The 17,822-nt window shown below is 76.5% G+C and carries 17 protein-coding genes; 7 read left to right on the top strand and 10 right to left on the bottom strand.

The genetic code is table 11. From position 1 onward, the window contains the following. Positions 1-15 precede the first annotated feature (15 nt). From ACN20G_RS03650 to ACN20G_RS03630, 5 genes are all read right to left on the bottom strand, one after another. Complete coding sequence (locus ACN20G_RS03650) at positions 16-1,719, bottom strand: alpha/beta hydrolase (protein ID WP_424215354.1); 1,704 nt, start codon at positions 1,717-1,719, stop codon at positions 16-18. Positions 1,720-1,829: 110 nt separating this feature from the next. Beyond that, complete coding sequence (locus ACN20G_RS03645) at positions 1,830-2,681, bottom strand: TIGR04222 domain-containing membrane protein (protein WP_424211258.1); 852 nt, start codon at positions 2,679-2,681, stop codon at positions 1,830-1,832. Between the two features lie 110 nt (positions 2,682-2,791). Next, complete coding sequence (locus tag ACN20G_RS03640; protein WP_424211257.1) at positions 2,792-3,808, bottom strand: TIGR04222 domain-containing membrane protein; 1,017 nt, start codon at positions 3,806-3,808, stop codon at positions 2,792-2,794. Then, positions 3,805-5,256 (bottom strand): DUF692 domain-containing protein, encoded by a 1,452-nt coding sequence (locus ACN20G_RS03635; RefSeq protein WP_424211256.1) that lies wholly within the window; start codon positions 5,254-5,256, stop codon positions 3,805-3,807. The genes ACN20G_RS03640 and ACN20G_RS03635 overlap by 4 nt, the downstream gene beginning before the upstream one ends. A 111-nt stretch (positions 5,257-5,367) precedes the next feature. Then, a complete protein-coding gene (locus tag ACN20G_RS03630; protein WP_424211255.1) occupies positions 5,368-6,123 on the bottom strand; it encodes an aminoacyl-tRNA hydrolase in 756 nt (251 codons plus the stop codon). Positions 6,124-6,324: 201 nt separating this feature from the next. Between ACN20G_RS03630 and ACN20G_RS03625 the strand changes: the two genes are divergently transcribed. Both ACN20G_RS03625 and ACN20G_RS03620 read left to right on the top strand, forming a co-directional pair. Then, positions 6,325-6,918 (top strand): dihydrofolate reductase family protein, encoded by a 594-nt coding sequence (locus ACN20G_RS03625; protein WP_424211254.1) that lies wholly within the window; start codon positions 6,325-6,327, stop codon positions 6,916-6,918. Positions 6,919-6,971: 53 nt separating this feature from the next. After that, positions 6,972-7,166: a hypothetical protein gene (locus ACN20G_RS03620; protein WP_424211253.1), complete on the top strand. Its 195-nt coding sequence runs from the start codon at positions 6,972-6,974 to the stop codon at positions 7,164-7,166. A 21-nt stretch (positions 7,167-7,187) separates the two neighbouring features. Here ACN20G_RS03620 and ACN20G_RS03615 read toward each other — a convergent pair whose 3' ends face one another. After that, positions 7,188-8,099, bottom strand: a complete 912-nt coding sequence (locus ACN20G_RS03615) for a polysaccharide deacetylase family protein (RefSeq protein WP_424211252.1) — start codon at positions 8,097-8,099, stop codon at positions 7,188-7,190. Between the two features lie 157 nt (positions 8,100-8,256). On the opposite strand from ACN20G_RS03615, the gene ACN20G_RS03610 reads away from it, so the two are divergent. Next, on the top strand, positions 8,257-9,522 hold the full coding sequence (locus tag ACN20G_RS03610) for a sensor histidine kinase (RefSeq protein ID WP_424211251.1): 1,266 nt from the start codon (positions 8,257-8,259) through the stop codon (positions 9,520-9,522). Between the two features lie 24 nt (positions 9,523-9,546). On the opposite strand, the gene ACN20G_RS03605 is transcribed toward ACN20G_RS03610, so the two are convergent. Both ACN20G_RS03605 and ACN20G_RS03600 read right to left on the bottom strand, forming a co-directional pair. Further along, positions 9,547-10,380, bottom strand: a complete 834-nt coding sequence (locus ACN20G_RS03605; protein ID WP_424215353.1) for a PPK2 family polyphosphate kinase — start codon at positions 10,378-10,380, stop codon at positions 9,547-9,549. A gap of 336 nt (positions 10,381-10,716) precedes the next feature. Then, positions 10,717-11,700: a DUF5937 family protein gene (locus tag ACN20G_RS03600; protein WP_424211250.1), complete on the bottom strand. Its 984-nt coding sequence runs from the start codon at positions 11,698-11,700 to the stop codon at positions 10,717-10,719. 109 nt (positions 11,701-11,809) lie between these two features. On the opposite strand from ACN20G_RS03600, the gene ACN20G_RS03595 reads away from it, so the two are divergent. Then, a complete protein-coding gene (locus ACN20G_RS03595) occupies positions 11,810-13,135 on the top strand; it encodes an MFS transporter (protein WP_424211249.1) in 1,326 nt (441 codons plus the stop codon). A 71-nt stretch (positions 13,136-13,206) separates the two neighbouring features. Here ACN20G_RS03595 and ACN20G_RS03590 read toward each other — a convergent pair whose 3' ends face one another. Together ACN20G_RS03590 and zapE are read right to left on the bottom strand one after the other, a co-directional pair. Then, positions 13,207-13,632, bottom strand: coding sequence for an OsmC family protein (locus ACN20G_RS03590; protein ID WP_424211248.1), 426 nt, complete (start codon positions 13,630-13,632; stop codon positions 13,207-13,209). A 132-nt stretch (positions 13,633-13,764) separates the two neighbouring features. Further along, the gene (gene zapE / locus ACN20G_RS03585) at positions 13,765-14,829 is read right to left on the bottom strand and encodes a cell division protein ZapE (protein ID WP_424215352.1); all 1,065 of its coding nucleotides are present in this window, start codon (positions 14,827-14,829) and stop codon (positions 13,765-13,767) included. A gap of 90 nt (positions 14,830-14,919) precedes the next feature. On the opposite strand from zapE, the gene ACN20G_RS03580 reads away from it, so the two are divergent. The 3 genes from ACN20G_RS03580 to murC all read left to right on the top strand — a co-directional run bounded on the left by ACN20G_RS03580 (position 14,920) and on the right by murC (position 17,814). After that, entirely contained in the window at positions 14,920-15,720 is an 801-nt protein-coding gene (locus tag ACN20G_RS03580; protein ID WP_424211247.1) for a pyrimidine reductase family protein, read from the top strand. Positions 15,721-15,854: 134 nt separating this feature from the next. After that, the gene (locus ACN20G_RS03575) at positions 15,855-16,322 is read left to right on the top strand and encodes an indole-3-glycerol phosphate synthase (RefSeq protein ID WP_424211246.1); all 468 of its coding nucleotides are present in this window, start codon (positions 15,855-15,857) and stop codon (positions 16,320-16,322) included. Between the two features lie 88 nt (positions 16,323-16,410). Beyond that, positions 16,411-17,814: a UDP-N-acetylmuramate--L-alanine ligase gene (murC, locus tag ACN20G_RS03570; RefSeq protein ID WP_424211245.1), complete on the top strand. Its 1,404-nt coding sequence runs from the start codon at positions 16,411-16,413 to the stop codon at positions 17,812-17,814. Positions 17,815-17,822: the final 8 nt, after the last annotated feature.

Here is a 17,822-nt window from a genome sequence, read left to right as displayed (position 1 = left end):
CCCCGCACCGGAAGTTCAGAGGACACGCCACGGCGCCGACCCCCGACGGGGTCCGGGCGCCGCCGTGTCGTCCAGCGACACCGGCGCGGGCTCCGGATGCGGCGCGCACACCACCGAGGCCCCCGGCCCGTCCCCCGGCGTGCGGCCCGTCAGCAGATAGCGCGCGACGTGCCCGTCCACGCACGCGTTGCGGCCCCCCACCACCCCGTGGGCGCCCGCCTCCCGCTCCGTGACCAGCGCGGCCCGACCGCCCAGCCGGCGGCGCAACGACAGGGCCCCCGCGTACGGGGTCGCCCCGTCCCGCTCCGCCGCCACCAGCAGGGTCGCCGGCAGCCGCCCGCCCGGATCCCCGACCTCCGGCAGCGCCTCCCGCCCCGAGACCGGCCACGTCGCGCACGGCGCGTTCAACCAGCCGTTGGCCCAGGTCTCGAACGGCGCCTCCCGGGCCGTCTCCCGCAGGTCCCGCTCCCACCGCGCCCAGTCCGTCGGCCAGGGCGCGTCGTTGCAGAGCACCGCCGTGTACACGGCCGTCGCGTTCTCGTCCTCCGCCGCCCACGCCGGATCCGGGGCCGCCGAGGCCAACAGCGGCCCCCGATCCCCGCGCGCCCAGGCCGCCAGCGCCGCCGCCCGGTCCGGCCACTCCTCGTCCTCGTACGCGGCCCGCAACAACCAGGACCGCGCCCGCCCCGGGCCCACGACCCCCTCCGGGCCGCGCGCCGGCCGCCGGGCCAACTCCGCGCGGATCCGCTCCCAGCGCGCGGCGACCGCCCGCGGGGTCCGACCCAGGCCGTACACGTCGTGGTGCCGGGCCGTCCAGGCCCACAGATCGCGCACCCGGCCCTCGAAGGCCCGCGACTGGGCCAGGTTCGCGCCGTACCACAGGCCCGCCGGATCGGGGTCGACCACCGAGTCGAAGACCATCCGGCGCACCCGGTCGGGGAACATCCGGGCGTACACGGCGCCGAGCAGCGTGCCGTACGAGGCCCCGAGCAGATTCAGGCCCGGCTCGCCGAGCGCGGCCCGCAGCACCTCCAGGTCCCGGGCGTTGTTCGCGGTGGTCACGTGCGGCAGCAGGGCCCCCGAGCGGGCCGCGCAGCCGCGCGCGTAGTCGGTGGCCAGGGCGCGGCGCCGGGTGGTCTCGGCGGGGGTGGGCGGCAGGCCCGGGTCGGCCTCCGGAGGTTCGGGCGGCGGGGCCAGCGGGTCGCGGCAGGACAGCGGAGCGGACCGGCCCACCCCACGCGGGGCCCAGCCCACGAAGTCGTAGGCGGCGGCCAGGGAGGTCCAGGCGGCGGACTCGGCCAGCAGCGGGAACCACATCCCGGAGCCGCCCGGCCCGCCCGGGTTGAACAGCAGCGCGCCCTGGCGGGAGCCGCGCGGGCCCGAGGCCGGGACCCGGCTGACCGTCAGCTCCAGTCGGGGGCCGTCCGGTTCGGCGTAGTCGCGGGGGACGCTCAGCAGGGCGCAGCGGACCGGGTCGGGCAGCCGCTCCACCTCCGGGCAGGGGCCGAAGGACAGGCCCCGGGCGGCGGCGCGGCGGGCGGCGAGGGCCACGCCGGCGGCCCGGTCCCCGGTCGGACGGTCGGCGGCGCGGGCCCGGTCGGGCCGGAGCGGGAGCGCGGGCGGGGCCGGCAGGACGGTCAGCGCGGTCAGGGCGACCGACAGGACCAGGGCGGGCAGCAGCCGAGGGGCCCGTCGTGCCCGTGGTGTTCGTTCGCGCACCGTCACCCCGCTCGCCGTGGACCGATCATCAGATGAGAGACGACGGCGGGCGGCGAGTAAAGCGACCGGGCCGGGAGCGGGGAGAACGGGGCGCGGAGGCGGGGCCGTGATCACCCGCCCGGCGGCACCGGCGGCCGGTGGGCGGGCGGCGGGTCGGGATCGGCGTCGGGACGGGAGCCCGGGGCGGCGGCGGACGGCTCCCCGGCCCGCCCGGCCCCGCGCCACAGGGCGCGCACCCCCGGGTCCGGGTCCCGTTCCGGGCCGCGCAGCGCGGCCCGCAGCAGCGGATCGGCCCCCGGCACCCGGGCCTCCCGACCGGCCGCGCGCAGCGCCCGCCGGCCCGCGTGCGTCGCCCACGGCGAGTACGGGTGCGCCTCGAAGCGGGCGATCGCCAAGGCGCCGCCGACCAGTACCAGCGGCAGCGCGAACCACCACAGCACCGTCGTGGTGTGCCCCGGCGTCGGATCCGGCACGCACAAGGAGGCCACCGCCATCGCCACCGTGAAGAGCCCGGCCACGCGCAGGGCCCGCACGGCCGCGCGCATCCCGTCCGCGAGCCCGGCCGGCACCAGCAACCCGGCCGCGCCCAGCCCCGCCGTCAGCTCCCGGACCGCGTCCGAGCCGCCTATCGCGGCCCGCGCCCGGGTCAGGGAGAGCCGCTCGGCGGACCCGAAGGCCGCGAGCAGGGCCCGTTCGCGGCCGTCACGGCCGTCGCCCACCGCCCGCACCACCCATCCGGTGGGCGCGAGCAGCACCCGGCCGCCGGCGTGCATCGCGAACAGGGTGAGGTCGGCCACCCGGCCGGGACCCCCGGCGAGGGCGGCCACCTCGTGCGGCCCGAGGGCGAGCGGGGAGGGCTCGGGGGAGACGGGCGCGTCCAGGGCGGAGGCGGCCCGCAGGAGACGTTCGCACGCGAAGCCCACCCCGCCCCAGGCCATCAGGAGAAACAGGACCCAGAACATGGCGGAGTTCTACCGGAGGAAGAACCCGCAGGTCAGGGGGGTGGAGCGAGGTGTGAGCGGCTCGTGACCGGTTCGTGATGAACCGTCAGGTCAGCGATGGGCGGTGGAAATCACGACGAACCACCGCAACTCGAACCCCCGCCCCCACCCCCGCACGAGGAGCCCGAAGAACCGCACGAGGACCCCGACGAGGACCCGCAGCCCGAGGCCCCGCCGCACCCGCCGCCCCCCGAACCCCCGTCGGAGCCCCCGCAACTCGACCCGCCGCAGCCGTCGTTGCCGGCCGTCCCGCACCAGCTGACGTCCGCGACCGCGAGCCCGACCGCCGCCCCGACCCCCGCGCCGGCCGCCGCGCGTCGGGCCCGCGACGCCTCCCGGCGGGCCCCCGCCAGCGCGTCCCGCAACGCGGGGTCGGGCAGGGCCCCCGTCCCGAGGAACGAGACGAGCGTTCCGAAATCCACCGGGGCGCCGCGCGGCGGCTCGGCGGCCCGCAGGGCCTCGGCCCCGGCCGGTGACAAGCGGCGTCGCGCGACCCGGGAATCCGCGATCCCCCACACCAGGCCCGTGATCAGCCCGCCGAACAGGAACAGGCCGAACAACGGCGAGGTGTCGGTCCCGACCACCACCGCCACGAAGGACAACAGGGCCACCGGCAACAGCAGCAGACAGACCACCACGTGGACCGCGGCCCACCGCCGCCACGGCCGACCCCAGGCCGCCGGCAACAACAGCCCCCGGGCCGCCAACCCGTCCCCGACCCCCTGCACGGCCGGCGTCCGCACGGCGGCCTGCCGCACCTCGGACAGGGAGCCGCCGAACGAGGTCCGCCACGCCTCCAGCACGGCCGCCTCCACCGCGTCCCGCCCCCGGGCCCCGCCCGCCACGGTCAACACCCCGGGCGCCGCCACGCGCGCCGACCCGGCCTCGACCAGCGCGGCCACCGTCGCGTCCACCACCCGCCCCGGCCCGCCCGAGAGGAACGCCGCCTCGTGCCGGTCGCGCACCCACGAGTCCGCGCCCGACGGCGGAACGGGCAGCGAACGGACACGCAGCCGCAGCAGCAGGGTCCGGGAGCCCACGATCGCGCCCACGAGCAGCAGGGTCAGGACGGACGCCGCCGTGCTCACCCCCGTGCCCCCGGCCCGGCCCCCGCCCCGACCCGGACCGGGGCGTCCGGCGCGGCGACCGGGGCCGGGAGCGGCCCCGTGTCCGCCCCCGGCCCGCGTCCCCGCGCCCCGCGGGCCGCGACCCGGTCGGTCACCGCCCACACCGGCCCCGCCAGCACCGTCCACGCCGCCCCCAGCAGCCGGCGGGCCGCCGAGGGGCGGCGGGCCGCCGCCCGCTCCCGCCACCAGGCCGCCAGCCGGCGCCGCGCGGCCGGATCGGCGGGCAGGCCCCGGGCCAGCACCTCCGCCGCGAAGTCCAGGGCGTCCCGCCGGTACCCGCCCGGCAGCGGCCGGCCGCGCCCGTACGCCGCGAACGCCTCCCGGTACGCCTCCGAACCGCCCGTCAGCTCCACCAGCTCCGGCGCGATCCGCCGCACCACCGAGGCCCGCTTGGCCACCAGGGCCCGCGCCTGCACCCGGACCCGGGGCCCGTCGAAACCCTCCGGCACCGGGGTGCCCGCGACCAGCGCCGACAGCAGCGCCGCCTGCCCGACGGCCAGCCGCCCCCGGGCCCCCGGCCGCACCGCTCCGGAGCCGGGACCGGTGGCGGTGGGTCCGGTGGCGGCGGGGGTCGGGCGCGGGGTCGGGGGGCGGGCCGCGCCGAGGGCGCCCCTGATCGCGGTCAGCTCCCCGGCCAGCTCCTCCTCCGGCGGGAAGTCGTCGTCCCGCTCCAGCAGCACCCCCGGCGGGTCCATCCGCTCCGCGAGCCCCGTCAGCACCTCCAGCACCACCGGCGGCACGGGGTGGGCATGCGTGTCGTGCCACACCCCGTCCCGCTCCACCCCGCCGGCCACGTGCACGTACGCCAGCGCCTCCGGCGGCAGTTCGGCCAGCACCGCGAACGGGTCCTCGCCCCGGTTGACGCGGTTGGTGTGCAGATTGGCCACGTCGATCAGCAGCCGCACCCCCGTGCGCTCCACCAGCTCGGCCAGGAACCGGCCCTCGGACAGCTCCTCGTCCGGCCAGTTGACCAGGGCCGCGATGTTCTCCAGGGCCAGTGGCACGGGCAGCGCCTCCTGCGCGATCCGCACGTTCTCGCACAATACGTCCAGCGCGTCCCGGGTGCGCGGCACCGGCAGCAGGTGCCCGGCCTCCAGCGCCGGCGCCGAGGTCCGCACGAACGCGATGTGCTCGGTGACCAGCGGCGCCCCCAGTGCCACCGCCCGCTCGGCCAGCGCCGCCAACCGCCCCGGATCGGGCCGGTCCGCGCCCCCCAGCCCCAGCGACACCCCGTGCGGGACCACCGTGACCCCGCGCTCGCGCAGCCGCAGCAGGGAGGCGGGCAGGTGGCCGGGACACACGTTCTCGGCCACCACCTCCACCCAGTCCAGGCCCGGCAGCCGTTCGACCGCGTCCGCGATCTCCGGCCGCCAGCCGATGCCCACCCCGAGTCGGGTCCTGCGCTCCACGGGCTCGTCCCCCTTCACCCCGTCGCCGTTCTCCCCGGGGTGATGACCGGTGGGGCCCGCGCCCAACCCGCGGCGGCGAGGTTCAGAGCTTCATTTGAGCTTGGCGGGCGCTCAGCGCAGCGCGGGGTGGTCGGCGACGACGGTGCACGAGCCGGGCGCGATCTCGGTGAAACCGGCGTCGCGGACCACGGGCAGGTCGGCGTCGAGCAGCGCCGCCCAGTGCTCGGCGTCCGGGGAGACGCGCACGGCCAGCGCGAACCCGTCCGCCCGCCAGCGCGCCCGCTCGTCCGGCCCGAGCACCCACCAGGCGAGCTGCGCCGCGTGCCCGGTCTGGGCCATGGTCTTGCCCGCCGACATGTCCAGGCGCGGGTTCAGCCACAGCACCGGCAGGCCCTCGGGGGCCGGCCCCGGCGGGGTGGGGTCCTCCAGGTCGGTGCCGGAGACCTGGAGCTTGGCGAGGTCCTTGGGCCAGGCGTCCAGCGGGACCGGCGGGAAGACCCGCACCTCGGTGGGGCGCGGCCCGGAGCCGCTCACCGTGATCCCGTCCAGGGCCTCGGCCCGGCGCCACTCCGCGCCCCGGGCCCGCCGGACCACCTTGCGGATCCGGGCGTCCTGCCAGTCGCGCACGGCCTCGGCCCACGGGCCCTCGCCGTGGGCCCGCTCGTCGTCGAGGAGGACGAGGACGGCGCGGGCCGCGGTCTCCAGGGCGTCGGTGCGGCCCGGGGGCTCGGCCCGTTCGATCCGCACCACGAGGGGCAGGACGAACTGGGGGGCCTCGTCGCGCGGGTCGCGACCCTGCCGGAACGGGCTGTCGGCGCCCACGGGCGGCGCGGGCGGGGCGGCGGGGGAGAGGTCGTGGCTGCTCATCCGCCCCAGTCTGCCGGCCCCCGTCCCGCCCGGCCCGCGGGGTCACGGGGGTGCGGGGTCGCGGACACCGCACCTGACAGGTCGGCCGTCGGGGGCCGGCCGCGCAGGGGGTGGGGCCGGCAGGATCCGCTCACGGCCCGCCGCGTGCCCCGGTGCCCGGGCGGACCGTGCCTTCGCACGCCCCGACCACCGAGGAGACCCATGCCCCGCAAGCTCGTCCACTTCGTGGCCACCACGCTCGACGGGTTCATCGCCGGCCCCGACGGCGCGGACCCCACCGGGCCGGCCGGGTTCTGGCCGATCCCCGAGGACTACGTCCGGCACCTGGTCGAGGAGTACCCGGAGGCGCTGCCGGTGCAGGCGCGCCAGGCCCTCGGGGTGACCGCCGAGGGCACCCGCTTCGACACGGTGCTCGAAGGGCGCCGCAGCTACGAGCTGGGCCTGGCCGTCGGGATCACCGACGCCTTCCCGCACCTGCGCCACCTGGTCTTCACCCGCACCCTGACCGAGAGCCCGGACCCGGCGGTGGAGCTGGTCGGCGGGGACGCCGTCGCGAAGGTGCGGGAGCTGAAGGCGCGGGAGGGCAAGGACATCTGGCTGCTGGGCGGCGCCGAGCTCGCCGGGTCCCTCTACGAGGAGATCGACACCCTGATCCTCAAGGTGGGCCCGCTGACCATCCGCGACGGCATCCCGCTGTTCTCCCGTTCCGGTTCCTTCGACCCCCGGGTGTGGGAGCTGACCGACCACACCGTCCTCAAGGGCGGGGCCGTGTTCCTCACCTACGACCGGTCGTAGGCTGGGGCCTCGGCCCGGTCGGGCCGATCGGTGACGAGCGGGCCGGAGGGGTCGTGGACGAGGGCGGATACTGCGGGACCGGGGACGGCGCCGCCGGCGGCACCTCGACGGGCGCGGCCGACGGGCCGCCGTTCGCGGACTGCGGGTACTGCGGGAAACCCACCGAGCACGGGACGGCCACCCCGGGGCTCGTGCTGTGCCCGGTGTGCGCGTGGCAGGAGGCCCAGCGCACCGCCTGCTCGGGCTGAGCCCGGGCGGGCGGCGGTCGGTCAGGTGCCCATCAGCTCGGAGACCTTCACGAAGCGGTAGCCCTTGGCCCGCAGCGCCGGCACGATCCGGCGGACCGCCTCCTCGGTGACGGGCGCGGCGCTGCGGGTGCAGTGCATGACCACGAGCGAGCCCGGCTTGACCCCGGCCAGCACCTGTTCGGCGACGGCGTCGGCGTTCGTGGCGAAGGCGTCGCCGCTGACCACGTCCCACTGCACGGCCGTCACCTTCGCCCCGGACAGCACCCGCAGGGTCGCGTCGTCGTAGCAGCCGCCGGGGAAGCGGAAGTAGGGGACGACGTTCTTCGCGCCGGCGGTGCGGAACGCCTCGAAGGCGCGGTCCACATCGGCCCGCGCGGCCGCCGGGTCGAGGACCGGGAGCTTGTAGCAGGGGTCCTTGAAGGCGTGGTGGCTGTAGGAGTGGTTGGCGATCTCGAAGGTGGGGTCGGTGCCGATGGCCTTCGCCTGGTCGGGGTACTCCTCGGCCCAGCGGCCCGTCATGAAGACGGTGGAGGGGACCTTCAGGTCGCGCAGGGCGCGGATCAGGCCCGGGTTGTCGAAGTGTTCGCCGGCGGCGGCGCGCGGGCCCTGGTCGGCCGTCATGTCGGCGTCGAAGGTGAGCGCGACGGTCTTCTGCGTGCTCTGACGGGCCCGTTCGAAGACGGGGGTCAGGCCGCCGGGGCCGGGGGCCAGGGTGGGGACCTTGGCGGGGGCCGCCGCCGCGTCGGGCGCGGCCTGGGGGGAGGCGGGGCTGCCCGAGGGGGCGGGGGAGGCGGGTGCGGAGGTGCCGGTCCCGGGCTTCAGGGCGGCCGTCCCGGTGGGCCCGCTCCCACCCGAGCAGCCGGCGAGGAGGGTGCCGAGGGCGGTGCCGCCGGCGACGAGCGCGAGGGTGCGGGCACGGAGGGAAGAGGTCACATCCGCAAAATATATGACGAACCGATAAGCGTCCCGGTATGGGGTCGTGTCGTCGTGTCGCCCGTGCCGGCCCGGGCCGGACCCCGACGGGAGATCGCGCGACGCGGACCCTCCCGACCCGCAGCGCCGGCGCGCCCGACCGGCCTACCATCCTCCGGTGAACCGCGTCCCAGGGCGCGGCGGCCCCCCGGAGCCGGGCCGCCGGACCACAGCCCCCGCGCTCCCGTCGCTCGCGGCCGACCTGCTCCCGGCCCTCGCCGTGGCCGCCGTCGGGATCGTCGCCGGCCGGTTCTACCACCCGGACGGCTGGCGCGCCTTCGACGGACCCGCCCACGCGCTCACCCTGCTCGCCGCGCTGCCCCTGGTCGCCCGCCGCCGGTACCCCCTGGCCACCGTCCTGGCCACCTCGCTCGGCTACGCCCTCTACCTGTGGTGCGGCTACCAGCCCACCGTCGGCTGGTGGGTCCCGGTCCTCGCCCTGGTCAGCCTCGCCGGCCGGCGTCCCGCCCCGGTCGCCTGGAGCGCGGCCGTGCCCGTGGCCCTCGCCGTCGTGCACAGCGGAATCGCCGGCCGGCTGCCCTGGCCCCTGGTCCTGGGCCAGGCCCTGCTCGCCCCGGCCGTGGCCGTCGCCCTCGGCCAGACCCGCCACCAACTGGCCCGCAGCAACGAGGCCCTGCGTCGCACCGCCGCCGAACTCGCCGTCGAACAGGAGGCCCGGGCCCGCGACGCCGTCCTCCTCGAACGCCTCGCCATCGCCCGCGAACTGCACGACGTGGTCGCCCACCACCTGTCCGTCGTCACCGTGCAGGCCGGACTCGCCGGCTACGTCCTCGACAGCGACCCGGCCGCCGCCCGCGCCGCCCTCGCCGAGGCCGCCGGCGCCGGCCGGGACGGGATCGACGAACTGCGCCGGCTGCTCGCCGTGCTCCGCGTGCGCACCGAGACCGATCCGGACGGGCCCGACGGGGCCGGCGCGCCCCCCGACCTCGACCGGCTGCCCGAGCTGATCCGCCGCACGGCCGCCGGCGGACTCGACGTCCGCCTGCGCACCCGGGGCCGACCCGCCCCCACCGCCCCCGACCTGCAACTCTGCGCGTACCGCGTGATCCAGGAGGCCCTCACCAACGCACTCAAGCACGCCGGCCCCGGCCCCGTGGACCTCGACCTGAGCCACGAACCCGGCCGGCTGCGCGTGACCGTCCGCGACCACGGCCGCACCGGACCCCCACCGCCGCGCCCCGCCCCGGGCCCCGCGCCCGCCGGGGCCCGGCTCGGCCTCGTCGGCATGCGGGAACGGGCCCGGCTGTGCGGGGGCACCCTGACGGCGGGCCCGCACCCCGAGGGCGGGTTCGAGGTCACGCTGACCCTGCCCGTCGACCCCGAGCCCGTCGATCCCGAGCCCGTCGCCGATCCGCGCGGGTGACGGGCTCGGGTGCCCGAAGCGGGATCAGGTCGCCAGCAGGCGCGTCCGGGCGTCCCGCACGTCGAAATCGCCCTTGGGGTACTTCGGGTCGATCTCCGTCAGGTGCTCCAACAGCAGCTTGCTGATCGCCCAATTTCGGTACCACTTGCGGTCCGAGGGCACGATGTACCACGGGGCCGCGTCGGTGGAGCACTTCTCCAGCGCCAGCTCGTATGCCTCCTGGTACGCGGGCCACAGGGCCCGCTCCTCGATGTCGCCCGGGTTGAACTTCCAGTGCTTGTCCGGGTTGTCCAGTCGCTCCAGCAGCCGCGCCCGCTGCTCCTCGGGGCTGATGTGCAGGAAGACCTTGACCACCGTCACCCCGTCGTCGGCCAGGGACTTCTCGAAGCGGTTGATCTGCGCGTAGCGCCGCCCCAGCTGACTGCGCGGCACCAGCTCGCGGACCCGCGCGATCAGCACGTCCTCGTAGTGCGAGCGGTCGAAGATCCCGATCTCGCCCGGCTGCGGCAGCGCCTTCATGATCCGCCACAGGAACGGGTGGTTCTGCTCCTCCGGCGTCGGCGCCTTGAACGCGCGGATCCGGCAACCCGCCGGGTTGAACTGCCCGATCACGTGCTTGACCGTGCCGCCCTTGCCGCTGGTGTCCATGCCCTGGAGCACGAGCAGCACCCGCCGGCGGTCGCCCGCCGTGCCCGCCGCGTACAGCCGCTCCTGCAACGAGGCCAGCTCGGCCTCCATCGCGGCCGTCGCGGCCCGCCCGGCCGCCTTGTCGGCGGGGCCGCCCGCCGGGACGATCCGGGTGTCGAAGGCCGACAGGTCCAGCCGCTCCCCGACCGGCACCCGCAGGGTCTCCCGCAGCCCCGCAGCCCGCCCGGCCTTCGCCTTGCCCGGCTTCTCGCCCTTCGCGGGCCCGTCGCCCTTCGCGGGCTTGGCGGGCTCCGCCGGCGCGGCGGGCTTCGCGGACTTCGTCTTCGCGGGCTTCGGGGTCCCGCCCGACCCCTTGGCGGCGTCCTTCGTCGGCGACGGCGCCGTCGACTTCTTCCGCGTCCGCTCGGCAACGTCCCGCGCGAGGTCCTTCTTGGCCACGGTGTACCCCTCAGTGAGTCGATTCCGTACGATCCTCTTACAAACCGGGGGGAATCGCGACGTGACGAAGGGCCCGTGTGCACCGGGTCGGGCGTCACCGGCGGGGCGTCAGCGAGCCGCCGGCGCCGAGGACGCGGCCCGCAGCAGGGACTCGGCGGCCCGGGTGCGGGCGTAGCGGACCTCGCGGCCCGCGCGGTGCGAGGAGACCAGACCGGCCGCGCGCAACACCCCGAGGTGCTGCGAGACGCCCCCCGGGGTCACGCCGGTGCGGCGCGCGAGGTCGGTGGTCGAGACGGGGGCGGTGAGTTCGGCGAGCAGCCGGGCCCTGGTGCGTCCCACCAGCGCGGCCAGGGCCTCGGGCGCGGCCGTCGGCGCTGCCTCCCACAGGGTGCCGATGCCGCGCGGCGGATAGCGCAGGATCTGCCGCTCGGCGCCGTCGAGGGTGGAGAACAGGCGGGGGTGCGCGAAGGCCGAGGGCACCAGCAGCAGCCCGCGCCCGCCGGGCTCGCGGGCGCCCGAGAGCACCCGGTGGTCGACGGTCAGGACCCCCTCGTGCCAGGAGACGTCGGGGTGCAGGTCGGCGAAGAGCGCGTGGGCCCCGCCCTCGGCGAACCGGCGGGCCCGGTACTGCACGTCCGCCTCCAGCAGGGTCTGCACGCGCGGCCAGTACGGGGCCAGGGCGAGCTCCCAGAACTCCTCGATCAGCCGGCACAGCCCGTCGAGGCCGGCGACGGGATCGGCGCGCAGGGCCGCGATCGTGGCCCGGGCCTCGGGCTGCCGGGTCAGGATCCGCTCGGGCGCGGTGGCGCGGACGGCGGCGAGTTCCAGATCGAGGGTGGGCGCGGAGGTGCTGGGCGTGGGGCACAGGAAACCGGGGACGACGGTGCTGGTGAGGGGGAGGAGGGCGTGCAGCGGGGCGAGGTCGAGGCGGGCGGCGGCGAGCCGGGGGCGGACCTCGGCGGTCCAGCGCCGGTGCACCCCGTCCGGGTCGGCCCCGGCCAGGGTGCGGACGGCCATCACCGTCTCCCACAGGGGGGAGATCGCGAAGCGGGTGCGGGCCATGTCCTCGGCGGAGAAGACGAAGCGGAGCACGGCGGCCTCCCGGCACGGGTCGGTGGGTCGGCGGGCCCGGTGGGTCCGGTGGATTCAGTGGAGACTAAAACATTGCGGTCGGGCGGGGCGCGGGGGCGAGGCTGCGGACATGCCCTTCTCCTCCCGGCGCCCGCGCGGCGCCCTCCTCGCCGTGTCCGCGAAGCCCGCCCCCGACGGGGCCGGTTCCCCGTGGCGGGCCCCGGGGTTCCGGGCCCTGATGGCGGCCTCCGGCCTCGGTCTGACGGCGGCCAGTGCCACGTACGTGGCCGCGCCCCTCGCGGCGGTGCTGGTGCTCGACGCGGGACCGGGGGAGGTGGGCCTGCTCGGGCTGCTGGGCACGGTGGCCTTCCTCCTGATCGGGCTGCCGGCCGGGGCCTGGGTGGACCGGTTGCCGGCGAGGCGGGTGCTGATGGTGGCGGAGGCGGTTCGCGGGACGCTGCTGCTGTCGGTGCCGGCGGCCTGGTGGGCGGGGGTGCTGACGCTGGGGCAGTTGTGCGCGGTGGTGCTGTGCGTGGGGGTCGCGAGCGTGTTCGTGGACGTGGCGGCGTTGAGCGTGCTGCCCCGGCTGGTGGGGCCGGGGGCGCTGCTCGCGGCGAACTCGGCGATGGCGGGGCTGACGGCGGCGGGGAACGTGGCGGGGCGCGGCCTGGGGGGTGCGGTGGTGCAGTTGCTGGGCGCGCCGCTCGCGCTGCTCGGTTCCGGGCTCGCGCACCTGGGGTCGGCGTGGGCCGTGCGGGGCCTGGACACCGGCGGCGGGTCCGGGCCGGCGCGCGGCGGGGACGCGGCCGGGGCGGGCGTGGGCTCGTTGTGGTCGCGGACGGCGGCCGGGCTGCGGCACGTGACGGGCGCGCCCGAACTGCGGGCCCTGGCGTGGACGGGAGCGCTGGCCAACCTGGCGACCTCCGCGGTGAACACGATGCTGCCGCTGGTCTTCACCCGCGACCTGGGCCTGTCGGGCGGGGCGCTCGGGGTGTTCTGGGCGGTCGGCGGGATCGGACTGTTCGCGGGCACGCGGGTGGCCCGGCGGCTCGCGGGCCGCTTCGGGCACGGGCGCGGGATCGTGCTGACGGACCTGTGGCTGGCCCCCACGGGCCTGCTGGTGACCGCGCTGGACGAGGGGGCCGGGCTGTGGGCGGCGGGCGCCGGCTGGTTCCTGTTCGGGGCGCGGACGGGGATCTCGAACGTGCTGGGGGTGAGCCTGCGGCAGCGGTTGACGGACCCGGGGATGCAGGGCCGGATGAACGCCGTCTTCCGGTTCCTGTTGACGGGGGCGTCGGCGGTCGGGGCCGGGCTGGCGGCGGTGCTGGGCTCGCTGTGGTCGCCGGCGGCGGCGGTGGGCGCGGGCGGCCTGGTGCTGTGCCTGTCCGCGCTGCCGACCGCGCTCTCCCCGCTGCGGCGCCGGCGCACCCTGCCCGAGGGCCTGCCCGCGTCCTGACGCGCCTCGGGGCCGCCCCCGCCGCGCGTGCGACGGGAACGGCCCCGAGGGTGCCGGCGGGATTCGCCGGATCAGGCCAGTTCGGCGCTGAGGGTGATCGTGGTGCCGGCCAGGGCCTGGCTGACCGGGCAGTTCTTCTTGGCGTCCTCGGCGGCGGCCGCGAAGCCCTCCGCGTCCAGGCCCGGGACCTCGCCGACCACGGTCAGGTGGATGCCGGTGATGCCCGTGCCGGGCTGGAAGGTCACGTCGGCCTTCGTCTCCAGCTTGGTGGGCGGGGTGCCGGCGCCGGCCAGGCCGTGCGAGAGGGCCATCGAGAAGCAGCTGGAGTGCGCGGCCGCGATCAGCTCCTCCGGGCTGGTCTTGCCGTTGGCCTGCTCGGCGCGGGAGGGCCAGGAGACGTCGAAGGCACCGATGCCGGAGGAGTCGAGGGAGACGACCCCCTTGCCGTCGAGCAGGTTGCCTTCCCAGTTCGTGTGGGCGGTACGCGTGGTGGCCATGACGGTGGTCCCTTCGCAAAGTGGCGTGACCCCCGGAACGCCGCGAACGGGCCCGGGAGTTCGTGAGTACGGCGACGGGCGTCGACGCGCGCGCCGGGGCGGCGCGCCGATCGATCCCTCGCGTGCCCCAACCTACTCGGCCACGAGCCCCTTCGCGTCGCGGGCGAGCGCGGTGAGCCGCGAGATGGCCCGGAAGTACTTCTTTCGATAACCGCCGTTCAACATCTCGTCGTTGAACAGCCGGTCGAAGGCCACGCCCGAGGCCAGCACCGGGATCTCCCGGTCGTAGAGCCGGTCGGCCAGCACCACCAGCCGCAGCGCGGTCGACTGGTCGGGCACCGGGGTCACGCCGGTCAGGCAGACCGCCGTCAGATCCTCCGTCAACGCCCCGTAGCGGCTGGGGTGCACGCCCGCGAGGTGTTCCAGCAGGCCCGGGAAATCGTCCAGGCTCGCCCCGGGCGTGGCGTACGCGGCCCGGGTGACCTGGTCGTCGGTGAACGGCGCGGGCGCCTCCGGCAGGCCCCGGTGCCGGTAGTCCTGGCCGTCGATGCGCAGGGGACGGAAGTGCGCCGACAGGCCCTGGATCTCGCGCAGGAAGTCCACGGCCGCGAACCGGCCCTCGCCGAGCTTGCCCGGCAGGGTGTTGGAGGTCGCGGCCAGCGCCACCCCGCGCTCCACGAGCTTGGCCAGCAGGCTGGAGACCAGCACGGTGTCGCCCGGGTCGTCGAGTTCGAACTCGTCGATGCACAGCAGCCGGTGCCCGCCCAGGGTGGCCACGGTCTGTTGGAAACCGAGCGCGCCCACCAGGTTCGTCAACTCGACGAAGGTGCCGAACGCCTTCAGCTCCGGTTCGGCCGGGGTCGCGTGCCACAGCGAGGCCAACAGGTGGGTCTTGCCGACGCCGTACCCGCCGTCCAGGTACACCCCGCGCGGCCCGGTGGGCGCGGCCGGCTTGCGGGCGAACCATCGGCGTTTGCCGGTCGCGGACGCCGGGGCCCCGCCGAGGCCGGCGGCGAACCCGGAGAGCACGGCGACCGCCTCGGTCTGCGAGGGCTGCGTCGGATCGGGGATGTAGGTGTCGAAACGGACGGAGTCGAAGCGCGGCGGCGGGACCATCTCGGCCACCAGCCGTTCGGCGGGAACGCGCGGACTGCGGGCGCACAACGCGGCCGGGGCGGTGGTGCCCGCGTCGGCTATCGGGTCCCCTCCGGGGGAGGAACCGGAACCGGACGCGGAGAGAGAGGTGGACACAGCCCTCAACTCTACGCGGCGTGTCACACTGCACCGATGCGACGTCTCTTCCCTGTGACCGATCCGACATCCGCCGGGGCCGCCGGCGCCGACCGGGAATGGACCCTGGACGAGCTGGCCGAGGCGTACGCCTATCCGCCGTCCGCCGAGTGGCGAGAACCCGTCGGGGAGGGCGCGCACTGGCTGCGGGCCAACATGGTGGGCTCGCTGGACGGCGCCGCCCACCACGAGGGGCGTTCGCAGCCGCTGTCGGGCCCGAGCGACATGCGGATCTTCGGCACCCTGCGGGCGCTGGCGGACGTGGTCGTCGTCGGTGCGGAAACGGTTCGCCTGGAGGGGTACCGGCCCGCCCGCGCCCGCGATGCCTTCGCCGCCCGCCGCGCCGCCGCCGGCCAGGGCCCCGCTCCCGCCATCGCCGTGGTCAGCGCGAGCCTCGACCTCGACCTCTCGCTGCCGCTGTTCACCGCCCCCCTCGTGCCCACCCTCGTGGTCACGGGCGCCGACGCGCCCCCCGATCGGGTGACGGCCGTCCGCGCCGCCGGCGTCGAGGTGCTCCACGCGGGCGAGGGCGCCCACGCCGATCCCGCCCGCATCGGCCCGGCCCTGGCCGCGCGCGGCCTGCGCCGCCAGCTCACCGAGGGCGGGCCCCGCCTGCTGGGCCGATTCGTCGCCGCCGACGCCCTCGACGAGCTGTGCCTGACCCTCTCGCCCACCCTCGCGGGCGGCTCCGCGCAGCGCATCGCCGACGGCCCCGACCTCGACGTGCCCCGACACCTGACCCTCGGCTCCCTGCTGGAGGAGGCCGGCCACCTGTTCACCCGTTACCGTCGGAATTGAGCCGACGACAAGCGGAACAACCCGTTCCGCTCGGCCCCGACTGGGCACATATACCTCCGCCCGCCCCACCCCACGCGGGGCAGGATGGTTTCCGCAGAGGCCGGCCGGTCCCGGCCCACGACGAGAGGGCGTCCGTGTTCACGAGCGTATTGATGATCGAGAAGCCGCTGACCCCCGCGGACGTGGACTTCGTCACCACGCTGCACGGGGAAGAGCGAGTCTCCTTCTTCGTGCTCATGCAGCCCCGGGGCGACCAGGACCGACTGCTGCGCGCCATCGACGACGTGGCCCTGGGCGAGCTCCCCGAAGCCCTGCACGAGCGCGAGGAACCCACCGGCGACGCGGCCCTCGGCCCGGCCGAGACCGCCCTGCGGCACTCCGTGCAGGCCCTCAGGGACAGAGGCGCGCAGGCCGTCGGCCGGATCGTGGAGGAGCACCCGCTGGACAAGCTCAAGGCGGTCGTCGACGAGACCACCGCCGACGAGGTGATCGTCCTGACCGCCCCGCACTACGTGGAGGAGTTCTTCCACCGCGACTGGGCCTCCCGGGCCCGGCACAAGGTCGGGGTTCCGGTGCTCAAACTCTTCGCCCACAACGAATAGGCTGAAAGCGCACACTCCAAGCAAGGGACGGTGCGGCGGCGCCGCCGCACCGTCCACACGCCCGTACGAAACCCCTGGAGCACCCAGCATGACGCTGCCCGGCCTGCCGACCGCGATGGAACGGCCCCACTTCATCGGCATCGGCGGCGCCGGCATGTCCGGCATCGCGAAGATCCTCGCCCAGCGCGGCGCCCGCGTCGCCGGCAGCGACTCCCGCGACTCCGAGACCGCCGGCGCCCTGCGCGCCCACGGCGCCACCGTGCACATCGGCCACGCCGGCGAGCACCTCGCCGACGACGCCACCTGCGTGGTCGTCTCCAGCGCCATCCGCGCCGACAACCCCGAGCTGACCCGCGCCGCCGAGCTGGGCATCCCCGTCGTGCACCGCTCCGAGGCCCTCGCCGGCCTCATGACCGGCCTGCGCGCCATCGCGGTCGCCGGCACCCACGGCAAGACCACCACCACCTCCATGCTGGCGGTCTCCCTCTCCGCCCTCGGCCTGGACGCCGGCTACGCCATCGGCGGCGACCTCGACGCCCCCGGCTCCAACGCCCACCACGGCGCGGGCGACGTGTTCGTCGCCGAGGCCGACGAGAGCGACCGCAGCTTCCACCGCTACGACCCCACCGTCGCGATCATCCTCAACGCCGAACTCGACCACCACGCGAACTACGCGTCGATGGACGAGATCCACGAGTCCTTCGACACCTTCGTCGGCAAGATCGTCCCCGGCGGCACCCTGGTCGTCTCCGCCGACCAGCAGGGCGCCCGCGAGATCGCCGACCGCGCCCGCACCGCCGGCCGCGCCGACCTGACCGTGGTCACCTACGGCGAGAGCGCCGACGCCGACGTGCGCGTCCTGGAGGTCGCCCCGCGCGGCCTGACCAGCGAGGTCACCGTCCTCCTCGACGGCCGCGAGATCGTCTTCACCGTCTCCGTGCCCGGCCGGCACTACGCCCACAACGCGGTCGCCGCCCTCGCCGCCGGCGTCGCCCTCGGCATCCCGGCCGAGGAGCTCGCCGCGGCGCTGGGCAAGTACACCGGCGTGCGCCGCCGGCTCCAGCTCAAGGGCGAGACGAACGGGGTGCAGGTCATCGACTCCTACGCCCACCACCCCACCGAGATGACCGCCGACCTCGAAGCGCTCCGCGGCGCCGTCGGCGACGCCCGCATCCTCGTCCTCTTCCAGCCCCACCTGTTCTCCCGCACCCAGGAGCTCGGCGTGGAGATGGGACAGGCCCTGGCGCTGGCCGACGCGAGCGTGGTCCTGGACATCTACCCGGCCCGCGAGGACCCGATCCCCGGCGTGACCAGCGAGATCATCCTCGCCGCCGGCCGCGCGGCGGGCGCCGACACCCGCGCCGAACACGACAAGGCCGCCGCTCCCGCCGTCCTCGCGGGAATGGCGAAGCCCGGCGACCTCGTTGTCACCATGGGCGCCGGCGACGTCACCGACCTCGGTCCGCGCGTTCTGGAACTGCTGGCCGACTGAGGGGAACG

The sequence above is a fragment of the Streptomyces dryopteridis genome (assembly GCF_049606955.1).
Lineage (GTDB): Bacteria > Actinomycetota > Actinomycetes > Streptomycetales > Streptomycetaceae > Streptomyces.
The sequence above is the reverse complement of the archived record's forward strand: the minus strand, read 5'-3'. Positions and strand labels throughout refer to the sequence as shown.